This is a genomic window from Spirosoma rhododendri (assembly GCF_012849055.1).
Classification (GTDB): Bacteria; Bacteroidota; Bacteroidia; order Cytophagales; family Spirosomataceae; genus Spirosoma; species Spirosoma rhododendri.
This window is the reverse complement of sequence record NZ_CP051677.1, coordinates 3756123-3772517: the sequence shown is the minus strand read 5'-3', so window position 1 is coordinate 3772517 and position 16395 is coordinate 3756123. Positions and strand designations below refer to the sequence as shown.

Here is a 16395-nt window from a genome sequence, read left to right as displayed (position 1 = left end):
TCCTGTAATCCTGTCTAATAAAAATCCGGTCGGGCAAAAGTCTCGGTAAACGGCTATTTTTGCAATTCATTTTGCGGGGCCGTCCCACCGATAGCCCCCCACCTACTCCGTCATGGCCGATTACAACCACCAGCAAGTCGAAAAATACTGGCAGCAATTCTGGGACGACCACAACACGTTCAGCCCAAAATCCGACACCGACAAACCAAAGTACTACGCGCTTGACATGTTCCCCTACCCATCGGGTGCCGGGCTGCACGTGGGCCATCCGCTGGGGTATATCGCGTCGGATATTGTTGCCCGCTACAAGCGACTTAAAGGATATAACGTACTGCACCCCATGGGTTTCGACTCGTTTGGTCTGCCCGCTGAGCAGTATGCCATTCAGACTGGTCAGCATCCCGCCGTGACCACCGAAGCCAACCTGACGCGCTATATCGAGCAGTTGAAAAACATCGGTTTCAGCTACGACTGGACCCGCGAAATCCGCACCTCCGACCCATCGTATTACAAGTGGACGCAGTGGATTTTTATGGAACTGTTCCGCTCGTGGTATAACAAAGAAACCGATCATGCTGAGCCTATCGAAACGCTGACGGCGAAGTTTGCCGCCAACGGTACAGCGGGCGTTCAGGCGGCCTGCGATGACGACGTTACGTCGTTCACGGCCGACGAGTGGAACGCAATGAGCGAAACGGAGCAGTACGCCATCACGCTCAAATACCGCCTGACGTTCCTGGCCGATGCGGTCGTGAACTGGTGCCCGGCACTGGGTACCGTACTCGCCAATGACGAAGTGAAAGACGGCGTATCAGAGCGGGGCGGCTACCCCGTTGAGCAAAAACTGATGCGGCAGTGGATGATGCGGATCACCGCATACGCCGATCGCCTGCTCACCGGCCTCGACACCATCGACTGGACTGAGTCAATCAAGGAACAACAACGCAACTGGATCGGCAAATCGGTCGGCGCGAGCGTGCGGTTTAAGGTTCAAGGTTTAACGTCTAAGGTTGATGAAAGCGAAGCAACCACAAACCACAAACTTCAAACCACAAACTTCATCGAGGTCTTCACCACCCGTGTCGACACGATCTATGGCGTGACGTTTATGGTGCTGGCCCCGGAGCACGAACTGGTGCCGAGCCTGACGACGCCCGAACAGCAGCAGGCCGTTGAGGAGTACATCAACGCAGCCAAAATGCGCTCGGAGCGCGACCGGATGGCCGACGTAAAAGGCGTGTCGGGTGTGTTTACGGGCAGCTGCTGCCTCAATCCGCTGAACAACGAGCCCGTCCCCATCTACCTGGCCGATTACGTACTGGCGGGTTACGGCACGGGCGCGGTCATGGCCGTTCCGTCGGGCGATCAGCGCGACTACGGCTTCGCCAAGCACTTTAATCTGCCGATCATCCCTGTCCTTGACGCGCAGAAGGACCTCGATCAGCAGGCCGACAACACGAAGGAAGGTCATTACATCAATTCGAGAATCATTAATGGCCTGACCTACAAGGAGGCCACGGCGACGCTGATTGCCTGGCTGGAAGAACGTGGAATGGGCAAAGGCAAGGTCAATTTTCGCCTGCGCGATGCCGTGTTCAGTCGCCAACGCTACTGGGGCGAACCCGTTCCCGTGTACTTCGGCGAGAATGACGGTTCGACGGGTCGATTGCCTTACCTGATCGACGAATCAGACCTACCGCTCGAACTGCCCGCCATCGATAAATACCTGCCGACCGAAACGGGCGAACCCCCGTTAGGCCGCGCGGAAGGGTGGAAATACAAGGAAGAATACGACTACGAACTGAGCACGATGCCGGGTTGGGCGGGCTCGTCGTGGTACTGGTACCGCTATATGGACCCGCACAATTCTGACCGCTTCGCCAGCAAAGAAGATGTCGACTACTGGCAGAACGTCGACCTGTACATTGGCGGTACCGAGCACGCAACGGGCCACCTGCTCTACAGCCGGTTCTGGAACAAGTTCATGCACGACCGGGGCTACGTGCCACAGGATGAGCCGTTCAAAAAGCTCATCAATCAGGGCATGATTCAGGGCCGAAGCAACTTTGTGTACCGGGTTAAAGGTACGGGCGTCGAAGGCATTGCCCCGGTGTTTGTGTCGCTCAATCAGATCAACGGACAGGACGTAACGCCCCTCCACGCTGACGTCAACATTGTCGACAATGACGTGCTGGACATCGAAGCGTTCAAAAAGGCGCGTCCTGATCTGGCCGACGGAGCTGAGTTTATTATCGAACCCGACGGCAAATATATTGTCGGGGCGGAAGTCGAGAAGATGTCGAAGTCGAAGTTCAACGTAGTGAACCCCGACGACATCGTCACGAAATACGGGGCCGACGTGCTGCGGATGTACGAGATGTTCCTCGGGCCGCTGGAGCAGGCTAAACCGTGGAATACCAACGGCATCGACGGCGTTTACCGCTTCGTTCGGAAGTTGTGGCGGCTGTTCTATAAAGACAACGCAACCGGTGAGAGCGAGTGGATCGTGACGGATGAAAATCCCACGCCTGCTGAGTTGAAAGTGCTGCACCGCACGATTCAGAAAGCCGAAAACGACATCGAAACGTATTCGTTCAACACGTCTATTTCGGCCTTCATGGTCTGCGTCAACGAACTGACGAGCCTCAATTGCCACAAGCGGGCCGTCTTGCAGGAACTGGTGTTGCTGCTGTCGCCCTACGCGCCACACATCGCCGAGGAACTGTGGGCGAAGCTGGGCAACGAGCCCGGCACGGTGTCGTACGCGCCATTCCCGGTCTTCACCCCGAACTACCTGGTCGAAGACTCGTTTGAGTACCCGATTCAGATCAATGGCAAGGTGCGGACAACGCTCAACTTCGCCGTCGACCGGGCACCGAAGGAGATCGAAGATGAGGTATTGGCTGACGAGGTCGTGCAGAAATGGCTGGAAGGCAAGACGCCTAAGAAGGTCGTCGTCGTGCCGAAACGCATCGTCAACGTAGTGATCTAGTTTTTATCGTCCATCAGAACAGAGCGGGGTGTTGGTTGCAACTGTAACCAACACCCCGCTTTGCATATCCGCTATCACGGTATTCATCATCGGTCTAGCCAGTTTCGCGCCAGCATAAGCTGTGTTCGTCAGAATTGCCATCGCGAGGGAGTTCGGCACAGGTAGGTTTGTATAGTCAACGCACTCCGAACCGACCATGACCCTCTCAACCATCGGCCTTGTCCACCTCATTGCGGCTTTCGTCGCCCTGCTAACCGGCACCCTCATCTTTTTTATCAATAAAGGTGGGCTACTGCACCGGCGGATCGGGTACGGCTACGTGGTCAGCATGTTGGTACTGAACCTATCGGCGTTCATGATTTACCGGCTGTTCGGCAAGTTTGGGCCTTTCCATGTGATGGCGCTGTTCAGCACGGCTTCCATCCTGGGCGGCATGGTACCGGCCTTGTTCCGCCACCGCGTGCGCAACTGGCTACAGTGGCATTATTACTTTATGAACTGGTCGGTCGTTGGCCTTTATGCCGCGTTTTGGGCCGAAACCTTTACCCGCACCCTGCCAATGGGTCAGTTCTGGCCGATCGTCGTGGGGGCCACGGTAACGACGACGACCGTAGGCGCCATCCTGATCCGGCGTAATGCCGCCCGATTTCTGTCCGTAGTCAGGAAAAAGGCACTCGTCTGACTGTCGGGTTTTCCCTTACCTCCGCTCGAAATCGCTAGCTTTGCCCAATGAAAAACTGCATTGCTGCGGGTCTGCTGGTTCTTTCGCTGGCGGGCTGTTCGCCCAAAACTTATACCCGCGTTCCGGCGGGCAAATCGGCTGGCTTCTTTAGCTATCACCCCAATCAGACTCCCAAAATTTCGGCGCACCGGGGCGGTGGCGACCTGAAAGGTTACCCCGAAAACTGCATCGAATCGTTTGCCTTTCTGGCGAAGCAAATGCCCGTCATAATCGAGTGCGACATCGACCTGACCAAAGACAGCGTGCTGGTGATGATGCACGACCAAACCCTCGACCGCACTACCACCGGCACCGGCAAACTCATCGACAGGACCTACGCCGAACTGGCGCCGTTTCGGCTCGAAGACAACATGGGCAACGTGACGCCCTACAAAATTCCGACGCTCGAACAGGTGCTGCGCTGGGGCAAGGGCAAAGTGACGTTCACCCTCGACGTGAAACGTAACGTGTCGTTCGACAAGGTGGTCGATATGGTACACCGGACGGGCGCGGGCGACTACGTGGCCGTGATTACCTACAACGCGCAGGACGCAGCTAAAGTCAACAAGCTTGATCCGAACCTGATGATTTCAGTAACGATCCGCAACCGCGCCGAGTACGACCGCCTGCACGATCTGGGCGTTCCCGACAACCGCATGGTTGCATTCGTGGGCGTGAAAGAACCCGACGCTGAACTGTACCAGTTTCTGCACCAAAAAGGCATTGCCTGCATTCTGGGCACGCTCGGTAACCTCGACAAACAGGCCGCTGCCAAAGGCGATCAGGTCTACAAACAGTTCGCCCGCAACGGTGCCGACATCATGTCGACCGACCGGCCGCTGGAAATCTGGCAGGCCGTACGCCCATAAGGCTGGTTCTTTTTACCCCTAAATCCCCTGAAGGGGACTTTGTCTATGTGCTAGCAAAGTCCCCTTCAGGGGATTTAGGGGTAAAAAGCCCTACACCTGCTAGTCAACTTTTCCGTCGGCGAATCTAGACAACCACCATAAAACCTCAGACAAATTCAGTAAACGAGTCGTCGTCTGCGCTTCTTTCCGCACGAACTCAACGACTCATTTATGTCAATTACCCGGCTACTGCCTGTCCTGTGCGTGGCAATTTGCGTTACTATCGATGCGGTTGGTCAGTCAACACAGCCCTCACAAACTGCATCGACTATCAACTGGGCCAAAGCTGCCGATAGTGCTTCGGCTACGCTAAATCGAGGTTTTTACGATATCAACGCGCACTACTACCGCAACGGCAATCTGGGCGACACGACCTTTCACTACTGGCCACAGGCCCACGCGCTCGACGTCTTGACCGACGCTTATCTGCGGACGCGTTCCCCCCGCTACGTCACCCTGATGAACGAGTGGATGGATGGGGTTCGGCGCAAAAACGGCAACACCTTTCTGAACGAGTATTACGACGACATGCTCTGGAACGCGCTGGCGATGCTGCGGGTCTATGAAGCTACGCACGACAAAAAATGGCTCATGGCCACGCTGACGCTTTGGGAGGACATAAAAACCGGCTGGAACGACACGATGGGCGGGGGCATTGCCTGGCGGAAAGGGCAGCGGTACTACAAAAACACGCCCGCCAACGGCCCCGCAATCATCCTCGCGGCCCGGCTCCACCGCCTGCTGCGTCGCCCCGCCGACCTCGCCTGGGCTACCCGCATCTACAACTGGGAAAAGAAAACGCTGGTCGATCCGGCGTCCGGGCTGGTCTACGATGGTATCAATCAGGACAATGACGGCAAGCTGAATACCCGTTGGAAGTTCACCTATTGCCAGGGCGTCTGGATTGGCGGAGCACTCGAACTCTACAAAATCACTAAAGACCGGGCATACCTGGCCGACGCCGTTAAAACCGCCGACCTCTCGCTCACGGACCCCACTCTTACGACCGACGGCCTGATGCGCGACGAAGGCAAGGGCGACGGCGGGCTGTTCAAAGGGATACTGGTGCGCTACCTCACTCAACTGGTACTAGAACCCACCCTCGACAACGCCCGACGCAGCCGGTACGTGGTTTTCCTGCAACGCAACGCGCAAACGCTCTGGCAACAGGGCACCACCCGCCCCGAGCTGACGTTCGGTACGTTCTGGCAACGCCCACCCGCCGAAGGCAAAACCGACCTACCCACCCAACTCAGCGGCACCATGCTACTCGAAGCGATGGCCCTGCTGAATCGCAGCCGGATTGACTAGCAACGAGGATTACAGCCTAATTTTTTATCATCCCTCCTGCCGTCGGGATGACATATCAGAACTGCGTAAGTGGGCATTCAAGGCCAGGTTTTGGTTCTGAGCGCGTAGCTTTGCGATCGCCGTATGTCTTCCGGCTTCCTCCTCCGTTCATGACATTAATTCGTTCGCTTACCCGGCTCTTTACGGGTTTACTGCTCATTTTTTCATCAATCAACCCCGTTCAGGCGCAGCGCAGTCAACATATGTTCGCGCTGGGTAAAACCGACTTTCTGCTCGACGGCAAGCCGTTTCAACTGATCAGCGGGGAGATGCACCCCGCCCGCATTCCCCGCGCCTACTGGCAGCACCGCATCCGCATGGCGAAGGCGATGGGCTGCAATACCATCGCAGCTTATGTGTTCTGGAATTACCACGAATCGAAGCCGGGCGTGTTCGATTTCAAAACCGATAACCACGATATCGTCGAGTTCATCCGGCTGGTGCAACAGGAGGGTATGTGGGTGCTGCTGCGGCCCGGCCCGTACGTCTGCGCCGAGTGGGACTTCGGCGGACTGCCTCCTTACCTGCTCAAAACCGCCGATCTGAAAGTCCGCTGCCTCGACCCGACCTACATGGCTGCGGCCGAACGCTACATCAAAAAGCTGGCGACATTAGTTAAGCCGTTGCAGGTGTCGAATGGTGGGCCGATTCTGATGGTACAGGTCGAAAATGAGTACGGCAGCTACGCCAACGACCGCGACTACATGCAGCGCATCCATCAGCTCTGGCTCGACAACGGTATCAAAACCCCGTTTTACACCGCCGACGGACCGGCCGTGCCCAACCTGACCGCCGGTTCGCTACCGGGCGTGGCCGTGGGGCTTGACCCCGGTGCGAGTCAGGCCGACTTCGACCGGTCTGGCCGCGTCAATCCGGGTGTGCCGGTATTCAGCAGCGAAACCTACCCCGGCTGGCTCACGCACTGGGGCGAAAAATGGGCTCGACCCGATACCGCCGGTCTGCTGAAGGAAGTCCGCTTCCTGCTCGACACGAAGAAGTCGTTCAACCTGTATGTCATCCACGGCGGTACAAACTTCGGGTTTACGGCCGGGGCTAATGGCTTCAAACCTACCGAGTACCAAGCCGACGTTACCAGTTACGACTACGACGCGCCGATTAACGAACAGGGTCAGCCAACACCCAAATACCATGCCCTGCGCCAACTGATCGGGCAGCACGTTGGTACCTTGCCCGCCATTCCTGACCCCATTCCGGCGATGGACGTTCCCGCCATCACGCTCCGCCCCTTCGCAACTATCTGGGATAACCTGCCAAAACCCATCACCGTAGCGCAGCCGAAACCGATGGAAATGTTCGATCAGAACAGCGGATTTATTTTGTATCGCACCAAGATCGTCGGCTACTCGCCCGGCACACTAACCATCACCGAGCCGCACGATTACGCGCTGGTGTATCTGGACGGCAAATACATTGGTCCCGTTTACCGTGACGGCGGCAAGTGGAGCATCGACCTGCCCAAGACAGCTAACAACGAACCGGTGCTCGATATTCTGGTCGAAGGCATGGGCCGCATCAACTTCGCGCAGTACATGATCGACCGAAAGGGTATCACCGACCGCGTGTCGCTGGGCAGTATGACGCTGATGAACTGGCAGGTGTTCCCCCTCCCCTTCGAGCGTTCGTACATCAGTCAGTTAAAGCCCGGCCAGCCTAACACCGATCAGCCCGGCCAGTTCTTTACCGGTCAGTTTTCACTCGATACCGTCGCCGACACCTACTTCGACCTGAGCGGCTACAAAAAGGGCGTTGTTTACGTGAACGGGCATAACCTCGGGCGTTACTGGGAAATTGGACCGCAGAAACGGCTGTACTGCCCGGCCACCTGGTTGAAAAAGGGTGCAAACGAGATCGTCGTGTTCGACCTGCACCAGACAATGGCGGCTCCCATCAGCGGTAGCAGGACACTGGAATAGGCACCGACCACCAGTAGCTTTCGGCAAAGCCGTGAATCAACTGCGTACTTTTTCGGTTAGTTGTGTACCTTTGCCCCACTCAACCCTGTTCAACAAGCGGCACTCCAACGTGCCGCTTTTCATAGATATAAAAACCTATTAAGTCGATAGAATTTAAGAACTATGAATCCATCGGACGAGCTGATTAAATCCGACGCTCCCTCCATCGACCTGAATGGCTTGACAATTACGGTACAGGGCCCACGGGCAAGCGAACAGGCCAATGCACTACGGGCAACGTTTCCGACGGTTAAAGTCATGGCTCCCGGCGCGGCTACGCTGACCACCGACTCCCTGCTGCTTCGTCCCCGCACCCGTACTGAGATTGCCATCTACGTCTTCGCGTCGCTGGCCCTGATGATCGTCGGGCACCTGCTATTCAGCTATTTCACCATCGACCGGATCACCGTATTAGCCGGTTCGGTAAAGGTTACACCCGACATTTTTTATTACCTGATGGCAGGCTTCGTCGCGCAGATGATCGACGGCGCACTGGGCATGGCCTACGGCGTTACGGCTACTACCTTCCTGACCAGCGTGGGCATCAGTCCGGTATTTGCCACGGCCAGTGTACACAGTTCGGAGATTTTCACCTCGGGCGTGTCGGGCTACATGCACCTCAAATTCGGCAACGTCAACAGTCGGTTGTTCAAAGCCGTCCTGATTCCGGGCGTCATTGGCGCGGCTTTAGGCGCTTATCTGATCACGGCGCTGTCGGATATGGAAATCATTGCCAAATACCTGTCGCCCGTCATCTCGGTGTACACCGCTATCTTGGGCGTACTGATCCTGCAAAAAGCACTGGTAAAGCGAACCGAGAAAAAGCCAGTCCGCAAAATCGGGCTGCTGGCCTGGTTCGGCGGCTTTGTCGACGCTATTGGCGGGGGTGGCTGGGGTCCGATTGTCAACTCGACGCTGATTGCCGCCGGTCGGCACCCGCGCTACACGATTGGATCAGTCAACCTGGCTGAGTTCTTCGTATCGTTCGCCAGTTCGGTAGTTTTCGCGCTGTACGCTGGTTTGGACAATTACGGAATGGTAATTTTGGGCCTGATTCTGGGCGGTATGATTGCCGCGCCGATTGCCGCACACCTCGCCCAGCGTCTACCCGTTAAAACGATGATGATCCTGGTCGGTATCGTCATTATCATCGTCAGCTTGCGCAAGATTATTTTGTTTTTTTGACAGGATTATGGGATTGACAGGATTCTACTTTTCGTAAGCAAAAGATCTAAATCCTGTTAATCCGCGACGGCGGCCTGGCTGTAATCCTGTCCACAGTTCTGTTCTATTACCATGAAAAAGCAAACCAAAGCCATCCGTATCCAAACGCCGAAGTCGGGCAACCGCGAACATTCGGTGCCGCTGTACCTGACATCGAGTTTCGCCTTCGAAAGCGCCGAGCAAGGCAAAGCCCTGTTCGACGAAACCGAAGACGGTAACATCTATAGCCGCTTTTCAAATCCTAACGTCACCGAGTTTGTCGACAAGGTGTGTATGCTGGAGAATGCGGAAGACGGTATCGCGACGGGTACGGGGATGGCGGCTGTGTTTGCCAGCATGGCGGCTTTGCTGAAATCGGGCGACCACATCGTAGCCTGCCGTGCCCTGTTTGGTTCTGCCCATCAGATTATCACGCAGATTCTGAGCAAGTGGGGCATCACGCATACCTACGTCGACGCAACGGCGACGGAAGCGGAGTGGGAAGAAGCCATTAAAGCGAACCCCGCTACTGGAACCGCAACGGCGGACCGGCCGGCCGCAAAGATGGTTTACCTCGAAACACCGTCGAACCCCGGCCTTGAACTGGTCGATCTGGCGATGCTGGCGCGGCTAAAAGAGAAGTACGGCTTCATTCTGAACGTCGACAACTGTTTCGCTACGCCCCTGCTGCAAACGCCCATCGATCTCGGTGCCGACCTGTCGGTTCACTCGGCAACCAAGTTCATGGACGGTCAGGGCCGCGTACTGGGCGGGATCGTTGTGGGGTCGAAAGAGTTGATTCAACCGATTCGTTTTTTCGCCCGGCACACGGGACCGTCGCTGTCTCCGTTCAACGCCTGGGTACTGTCGAAGAGCCTGGAAACGCTGGATTTGCGCATGGAACGCCACTGCCGCAACGCGCTGGCGCTGGCCGAAGCCCTCGACGCCCATCCTGACGTAGCGGTGGTAAAGTATCCGTTTTTGCCGTCGCACCCCCAATACGAACTGGCGAAGCAGCAGATGAGCGCGGGCGGTGCCATCGTAACGATTGAGCTGGAAGGCGGTTTTGACCGGGTAAAATCGTTCTTCGATTCGCTGGAGATAGCCACGCTATCCTCGAATCTCGGCGATTCGCGCACCATCGTCACCAACCCCAACACGACGACCCACGCCAAGCTGAAGCCGGAAGAAAAAGCCGCCCTTGGCATCACCCCCGGCCTGATCCGGATTTCGGTCGGTCTGGAAGCCATCGAAGACCTCATCGCCGACTTCACGCAGGCCCTCGAAAAATCGGCCGACGTAGTAGCGGCCGACGTGGTAAAGGAGAACGTAACGTAGTTAACGCCAAGCCCATGAAAACCCTGACCATCAATTTACCGGACAATCTCGACATCGAGGAGTTTGAAGCTAAGATGCTTCTTGCCGGGCAGCTTTACGAAAAGGGTAAAGTGACAATGGGTCAAGCTGCTGACATTGTAGGTATCAGTAAACGTTCATTCATGGAAGTTATGGGGCGATTTGGATTTTCTCTTTTCAGTCAGTCATTAGACGATTTGCACCATGATATCCGCAACGCCTGATAATCTGGTTATTTCTGATACCAGTTGCCTCGTGTTGCTAACCAATATAGATGAGTTAGACTTGTTGCGTCGTTGCTACGACCGCATACTCATTACGCCGGAGGTAGCTACGGAATATGGGATACCCTTGCCGGAATGGATCGAAATAAGGTCGCCTTCGGATAGAAATATGCAACAGGTCCTGCTGGAAACGTTGGATTTGGGCGAAGCAACCGCACTTAGTTTAGCGTGGGAGCTTCGTCATTACACAGTTATCATTGACGATTTGAAAGCTCGTAAAGCTGGCATCAGAATGGGACTGCGCGTGACTGGCACCATCGGCGTTATTGTCCGGGCAAAGCAAAAAGGCATTTTGACTCAAGCTACTCCAATACTGGCAAAAGTCCAGCAGACCAATTTTCGGGTGAGTGATAACGTAATTGCAGAAGCAATTAGAGAAGCCGGTGAATAATATGCGCTTGTACTCGACACTTATCATCCTGCTACTCACGCTAACCCAAAGTTTCGCGCAGAAGAAGCCGTTACGGGTGGGTGTGGCCGGGTTGGTGCATTCGCATGTGCACCAGATTCTGAACACGATTGGAAAATCGAATGAGATCGAGATAGTAGGTATAGCGGAGCCGAATCGTGAACTGGCCGAGCGCTTTGCCAAGCGATACGGCTACCCGATGAGCATGGTCTACCCGACGGTGACGGAGATGATTGCCAAGACGAAGCCCGAAGCCGTCACCGATTACGGTCGGATTGTCGATCACCGCAAAACGGTCGAAGCGTGCGCCCCGGCCGGGATTCACGTTATGGTCGAGAAACCGCTGGCGACGACGTATGCCGACGCGAAAGCGATGGCTGCGCTGGCCCGGAAGCACAAGGTACAGTTGCTGACCAACTACGAAACAACCTGGTACGGCAGCAACCACAAAGCTTACGCCATTGCTGATAAAGACAAAGCCATCGGCGACATTCGAAAAATCGTCGTACATGATGGTCACGAAGGTCCCAAAGAAATCAACGTCGACCCGGAGTTTCTGGCATGGCTGACAGATCCGGTTGCCAACGGAGCCGGTGCCCTGTTCGACTTTGGCTGCTACGGAGCTAACCTCTCGACCTGGCTTATGCACAATCAGCGGCCCACGTCGGTGATGGCCGTTACTCAGCAAATCAAGCCCGACATCTATCCGAAAGTCGACGACGAAGCCACGATAATCCTGACCTATCCGAAGGCGCAGACGATTATTCAGGCGTCGTGGAACTGGCCGTTCAGCCGGAAGGACATGGCCGTTTATGGCCGAACGGGCTACGTGACTACCATCGACGCAACCCGAATGCGTGAGCGGTTACTAGGCGAAAAAGCTGAGCACGAGCTACAAGCAACAGCGTCAGACGCACCAGCGACGAATCCATTTACGTACCTGACGCAACTACTGCGGGGTGAAACCAAACCCGACGAATTAACGTCATTGGAAAATAACCTGATCGTCGTAGAAATTCTCGACACGGCCCGCCAATCGGCCAAAACGGGGAAGGCGATCCAGCTGAATTAGAGGCCTTTGTCATGCTGATCAGTCAGCACGACGAACTATAAAGAGTATGCTAGCAGAACCAACCAACCATACACAGGAGAGCCTGACCGATCAACTGGCCGGGCTGTCGGAGGTCGATGCACTACGTCGGCTGGCCGAGTTGTATCCGGGTCAGATCGTCTTTTCGACCAGCCTGGGTTATGAAGATCAGGTCATCACCGATATGATTCTGGCCAACGACATCCCCATCCGCATCTTCACGCTGGACACGGGCCGGATGTTCGCCGAGACGTATTCGGTCTGGAAAAAGACCAACGACCGTTACGCGACCAAAATCGAAACGTACTTCCCGGAGCGCGCGGCCGAAGAACGGCTGATGACCGAAAAAGGGCCGTACAGCTTCTACGATTCGGTTGAGAATCGGAAAGAGTGCTGTGGTATCCGTAAGGTTGAGCCGCTGAACCGGGCATTGTCGGGCCAGAAAATCTGGATTACGGGCATTCGCGCGGAGCAGTCGCCCAACAGGCAGACGATGACGCAGGTCGAGCGCGACGATGCCCACGACCTGTTCAAGTTTCATCCCCTGATGAACTGGACGTTCGAGCAGGTAAAGGAGTACGTAAAAGTTAACAACGTACCTTACAACCCACTGCACGACCGGGGCTTTGTCAGCATCGGCTGTCAGCCCTGCACCCGTGCCATTCAGCCGGGCGAAGATTTCCGCGCCGGTCGGTGGTGGTGGGAAGACAACTCGAAAAAGGAATGCGGCCTCCACACCCACGAGGAAGCGTTCAAGGCATAACAAAGAGCGAAAGAGTGAATGAGTGAAAGAGCGTTTTTTAGCACAGTCATCTTTCACTCTTTCATTCTTTCACTCATTCACTCTTTAGAAATGGATTATCTAGACCAACTTGAGTCCGAAGCCATCCACATCATGCGGGAGGTTGCCGGACAGTTTGAGCGCCCTGCCCTGCTGTTCTCGGGCGGCAAAGACTCGATCACGCTCGTTCACCTGGCACTGAAAGCCTTTCGGCCGGGCAAGTTCCCATTCCCGCTCGTGCATATCGACACGGGCCATAACTTCCAGGAAGCCCTCGACTATCGCGACGATCTGGCAAACCGCATTGGCGAAAAACTCATCGTACGCTACGTGGAAGACACTATCCGGACGAAAAAGCTAAAAGAGCCGACGGGTCGGAACGCCACGCGCAACGGATTACAGACCTTCACCCTACTCGATACAATCGAAGAGTTTGAGTTTGATGCCTGCATCGGTGGTGCCCGTCGCGACGAGGAGAAGGCACGGGCTAAAGAGCGAGTCTTTTCGGTACGTGACGAGTTCGGCTCGTGGGATCCCAAGCGGCAGCGGCCCGAACTCTGGAACCTATACAATGGCCGGATTCACAAGGGTGAAAACGTCCGCGTGTTCCCCATCTCGAACTGGACCGAACTCGACGTCTGGAACTACATCCGACGCGAAAAAATCGAGCTACCGAGCATCTATTTCGCCCACGATCGCGAACTCATCATCCGCGACGGCAAGCTGATGGCCACCGCCGGGGGCGTTATCAAACCCGAAGCCGACGATCAGATCGTGACGCGCCGGGTCCGGTTCCGCACTGTTGGTGATATTTCCTGCACGGCCGCATCGCCCTCGCATGCCGCTACCCTCGACGACGTTATCGACGAGATTCAGGCGACGCGCATCTCCGAGCGGGGCGAAACCCGCATGGACGATCAGCTCTCGGAAGCCGCCATGGAAGACCGCAAAAAAGGCGGCTATTTTTGATGAGCCATTAATTGACGTGTCTGATTGAGCCACTGTGCTCATCACTTTTTTTGCAGAAAATGTTCAGTTGATTTTCAAAACCATGTTTTGGAACCTCATAAAATGGGTGTTTGACTCCTTCTGTTGCCGCTTGGATGTTATACCTAAATCCGGCGGAACTTAGCATATTGAGCATAGCACCTAGTTGTTGGGGTTTTCCAAGCATACCGTGATATTCCAAGAATACGTACGGGATCGAATCAATTAAATTGGCTAAATCCGGCAGCACTGTATTCTCGGCTCCTTCTATGTCCATTTTTAAGAATTCTACCTGATTGGATGACAGTATTTTCTTCAAATCAATGGCAGCAACTTTATACTTATTGTCGCTGGCGTTAGCGTAATTTATTTCTGTCGATCCTGCTAACGAACCTTCCGCATAGAAATCTAATTCAGTATCTTCTGTCCAGACAGCAGCATTGTGTATCTGAACGTCCATAAGATTGAACGATTTCAAATTGTTTTCGAGCAACTTATATATGGCAGCGTCCGGTTCAAACCCAATGATTTTTGCGTTAGGGAATCGCTGTTTAAAATAAATAATGCTCAAGCCAATGTTTGATCCGCAATCGACAATAATTGGGTTTTCTGTTTCAGGGATAAAGCTATATACCTCATCGATAAATAGTTCTTGCAATGAATGTAGAAAGCCAGGCGCGTCGGAGTATTCCAGATTATTACCCAAAAACTTTAATTTACCTACGGTAAATCGGTCGGTTTTAATCAGTTGTTGGTAATCCTCATCACTCAAAAATTTTGAGTACGGATTTTCAACTTTTTCCTCACGTTTTTTTCTTTTAAACAGATTCATAATTGCTCACATTTTACGCTGTTAGATGAAAGTCTACTCGTGGGTTAACTGCGTTACTTTTTCAGAATGGTAATGTAGATTTTCCAGACTAACAAATATAAAATGCGCTTTGTGTAAATTTACATGACTTTTCTAAGGCGCGATATGACCCGCTAATTTTATGGCCGCCATCACCGCATGCAAAACTAGTAGAAAAGTCACCTCAGAATCATCCTGTTTAGTACAATGGACTTACTTCGCTTTATAACAGCCGGATCGGTTGACGACGGCAAGAGCACCCTCATCGGGCGGTTACTTTACGATTCAAAATCGATTCTGGTCGATCAGCTTGAAGCGATCGAACGGGCCAGCAAAAGCCGCGACGACGGCGAAATCGACCTTGCCTTACTGACCGACGGACTGCGTTCGGAGCGCGAACAGGGCATTACCATCGACGTGGCTTACCGGTATTTTCAGACGCCGAAACGCAAGTTTATCATCGTCGATGCACCGGGGCACATTCAGTACACCCGCAACATGGTAACGGGGGCGTCGAATTGCCAGCTGGCGATTGTGCTGGTCGATGCGCGGCACGGCGTCGTGGAGCAGACCCGGCGGCACTCGCTCATTACCAGCCTGCTCGGTATTCCGCACATCGTCGTGGCAATCAACAAAATGGACCTGGTTGATTTTTCGCAGGATGTTTACTCCGATATATGTATTCAGTACGCCGATCTGGCGAAGAAGCTGAATGTGAAGCAGGTGACATACATCCCGCTGTCGGCCCTGAATGGCGACAATGTGGTTGACCGGTCGGTGGCGATGCCGTGGTACGAAGGCCCGACGCTGCTCGAACATCTGGAAACTGTTCCGCTGACCAACGATTTCGGCGTTCAGTTGCCAGGCCGTTTTCCGGTGCAGTACGTCATCCGGCCGCAGACCGCCGAGTTGCACGATTACCGGGGCTATGCGGGCAAAATCACCAGTGGTACATTCCAGAAAGGCGATGCGATCACGGTCCTGCCCTCCGGTGAAACTTCGACTATCGACGCGATCGAAATCGCTGGTACACACCTCGACACGGCCGAAGCACCGCAATCGGTTGTGCTGCACCTGTCGAGCGATGTCGACATCAGCCGGGGTGACCTGATTGTGCGTTCGGATGCACTGCCAACCAGCAGTCCGACAGTCGAAGCGATGCTGTGCTGGATGGATACGAAGGAGTTTAAAGTCGGCAACAAGTACGTCTTGCAGGTTGGCACCTCGCGCACGCGCTGCTCGGTACGGGAGATTGCCTACAAACTGAACGTCAACACCTACGAAGAAACCGAAGACGTCGATAGCCTGAAACTGAACGACATGGCGAAAATCGTACTGCGGACAGCCCAGCCCATCAGCTTCGATGCATACCAGCAAAACCGCGCGACCGGGGGCGCCATTCTGATCGACGAAACTAGTAACGTAACTGTCGGTGCGCTGATGCTCATCGGCGAAGCCTAAGCCGTTTTTTGGTATATTTGGTAAAACACA

General features: G+C 54.7%; 14 protein-coding genes. 13 read left to right on the top strand and 1 reads right to left on the bottom strand.

Going from position 1 to position 16395, the window contains the following annotated elements:
* The first annotated feature begins 112 nt into the window (after positions 1-112).
* From leuS to cysD, 12 genes are all read left to right on the top strand, one after another.
* A complete protein-coding gene (gene leuS / locus HH216_RS15720; RefSeq protein ID WP_169551672.1) occupies positions 113-2992 on the top strand; it encodes a leucine--tRNA ligase in 2880 nt (959 codons plus the stop codon).
* A 196-nt stretch (positions 2993-3188) separates the two neighbouring features.
* Positions 3189-3674 carry a DUF2306 domain-containing protein gene (locus HH216_RS15715; protein WP_169551671.1) on the top strand — a complete coding sequence of 162 codons (486 nt, stop codon included), beginning with the start codon at positions 3189-3191 and terminating at the stop codon, positions 3672-3674.
* A 47-nt stretch (positions 3675-3721) separates the two neighbouring features.
* Positions 3722-4582, top strand: a complete 861-nt coding sequence (locus HH216_RS15710) for a glycerophosphodiester phosphodiesterase family protein (protein ID WP_169551670.1) — start codon at positions 3722-3724, stop codon at positions 4580-4582.
* A 210-nt stretch (positions 4583-4792) separates the two neighbouring features.
* Positions 4793-5932, top strand: a complete 1140-nt coding sequence (locus HH216_RS15705; protein WP_169551669.1) for a glycoside hydrolase family 76 protein — start codon at positions 4793-4795, stop codon at positions 5930-5932.
* Positions 5933-6081: 149 nt separating this feature from the next.
* The gene (locus HH216_RS15700) at positions 6082-7905 is read left to right on the top strand and encodes a glycoside hydrolase family 35 protein (RefSeq protein WP_169551668.1); all 1824 of its coding nucleotides are present in this window, start codon (positions 6082-6084) and stop codon (positions 7903-7905) included.
* Positions 7906-8067: 162 nt separating this feature from the next.
* Positions 8068-9129, top strand: coding sequence for a sulfite exporter TauE/SafE family protein (locus tag HH216_RS15695; protein ID WP_169551667.1), 1062 nt, complete (start codon positions 8068-8070; stop codon positions 9127-9129).
* A gap of 111 nt (positions 9130-9240) precedes the next feature.
* Positions 9241-10485 carry a trans-sulfuration enzyme family protein gene (locus tag HH216_RS15690; protein ID WP_169551666.1) on the top strand — a complete coding sequence of 415 codons (1245 nt, stop codon included), beginning with the start codon at positions 9241-9243 and terminating at the stop codon, positions 10483-10485.
* Between the two features lie 14 nt (positions 10486-10499).
* Positions 10500-10727: a UPF0175 family protein gene (locus HH216_RS15685; protein ID WP_169551665.1), complete on the top strand. Its 228-nt coding sequence runs from the start codon at positions 10500-10502 to the stop codon at positions 10725-10727.
* Positions 10708-11178 (top strand): DUF3368 domain-containing protein, encoded by a 471-nt coding sequence (locus tag HH216_RS15680; RefSeq protein WP_169551664.1) that lies wholly within the window; start codon positions 10708-10710, stop codon positions 11176-11178. The genes HH216_RS15685 and HH216_RS15680 overlap by 20 nt, the downstream gene beginning before the upstream one ends.
* A gap of 1 nt (position 11179) precedes the next feature.
* Positions 11180-12268 carry a Gfo/Idh/MocA family protein gene (locus tag HH216_RS15675; protein WP_169551663.1) on the top strand — a complete coding sequence of 363 codons (1089 nt, stop codon included), beginning with the start codon at positions 11180-11182 and terminating at the stop codon, positions 12266-12268.
* 46 nt (positions 12269-12314) lie between these two features.
* The gene (locus HH216_RS15670) at positions 12315-13049 is read left to right on the top strand and encodes a phosphoadenylyl-sulfate reductase (protein WP_169551662.1); all 735 of its coding nucleotides are present in this window, start codon (positions 12315-12317) and stop codon (positions 13047-13049) included.
* A 90-nt stretch (positions 13050-13139) separates the two neighbouring features.
* Positions 13140-14036 carry a sulfate adenylyltransferase subunit CysD gene (gene cysD / locus HH216_RS15665; RefSeq protein ID WP_169551661.1) on the top strand — a complete coding sequence of 299 codons (897 nt, stop codon included), beginning with the start codon at positions 13140-13142 and terminating at the stop codon, positions 14034-14036.
* Between the two features lie 7 nt (positions 14037-14043).
* On the opposite strand, the gene HH216_RS15660 is transcribed toward cysD, so the two are convergent.
* Positions 14044-14886 carry an FkbM family methyltransferase gene (locus HH216_RS15660; protein WP_169551660.1) on the bottom strand — a complete coding sequence of 281 codons (843 nt, stop codon included), beginning with the start codon at positions 14884-14886 and terminating at the stop codon, positions 14044-14046.
* Between the two features lie 225 nt (positions 14887-15111).
* On the opposite strand from HH216_RS15660, the gene HH216_RS15655 reads away from it, so the two are divergent.
* The gene (locus HH216_RS15655; RefSeq protein ID WP_169551659.1) at positions 15112-16365 is read left to right on the top strand and encodes a sulfate adenylyltransferase subunit 1; all 1254 of its coding nucleotides are present in this window, start codon (positions 15112-15114) and stop codon (positions 16363-16365) included.
* Positions 16366-16395: the final 30 nt, after the last annotated feature.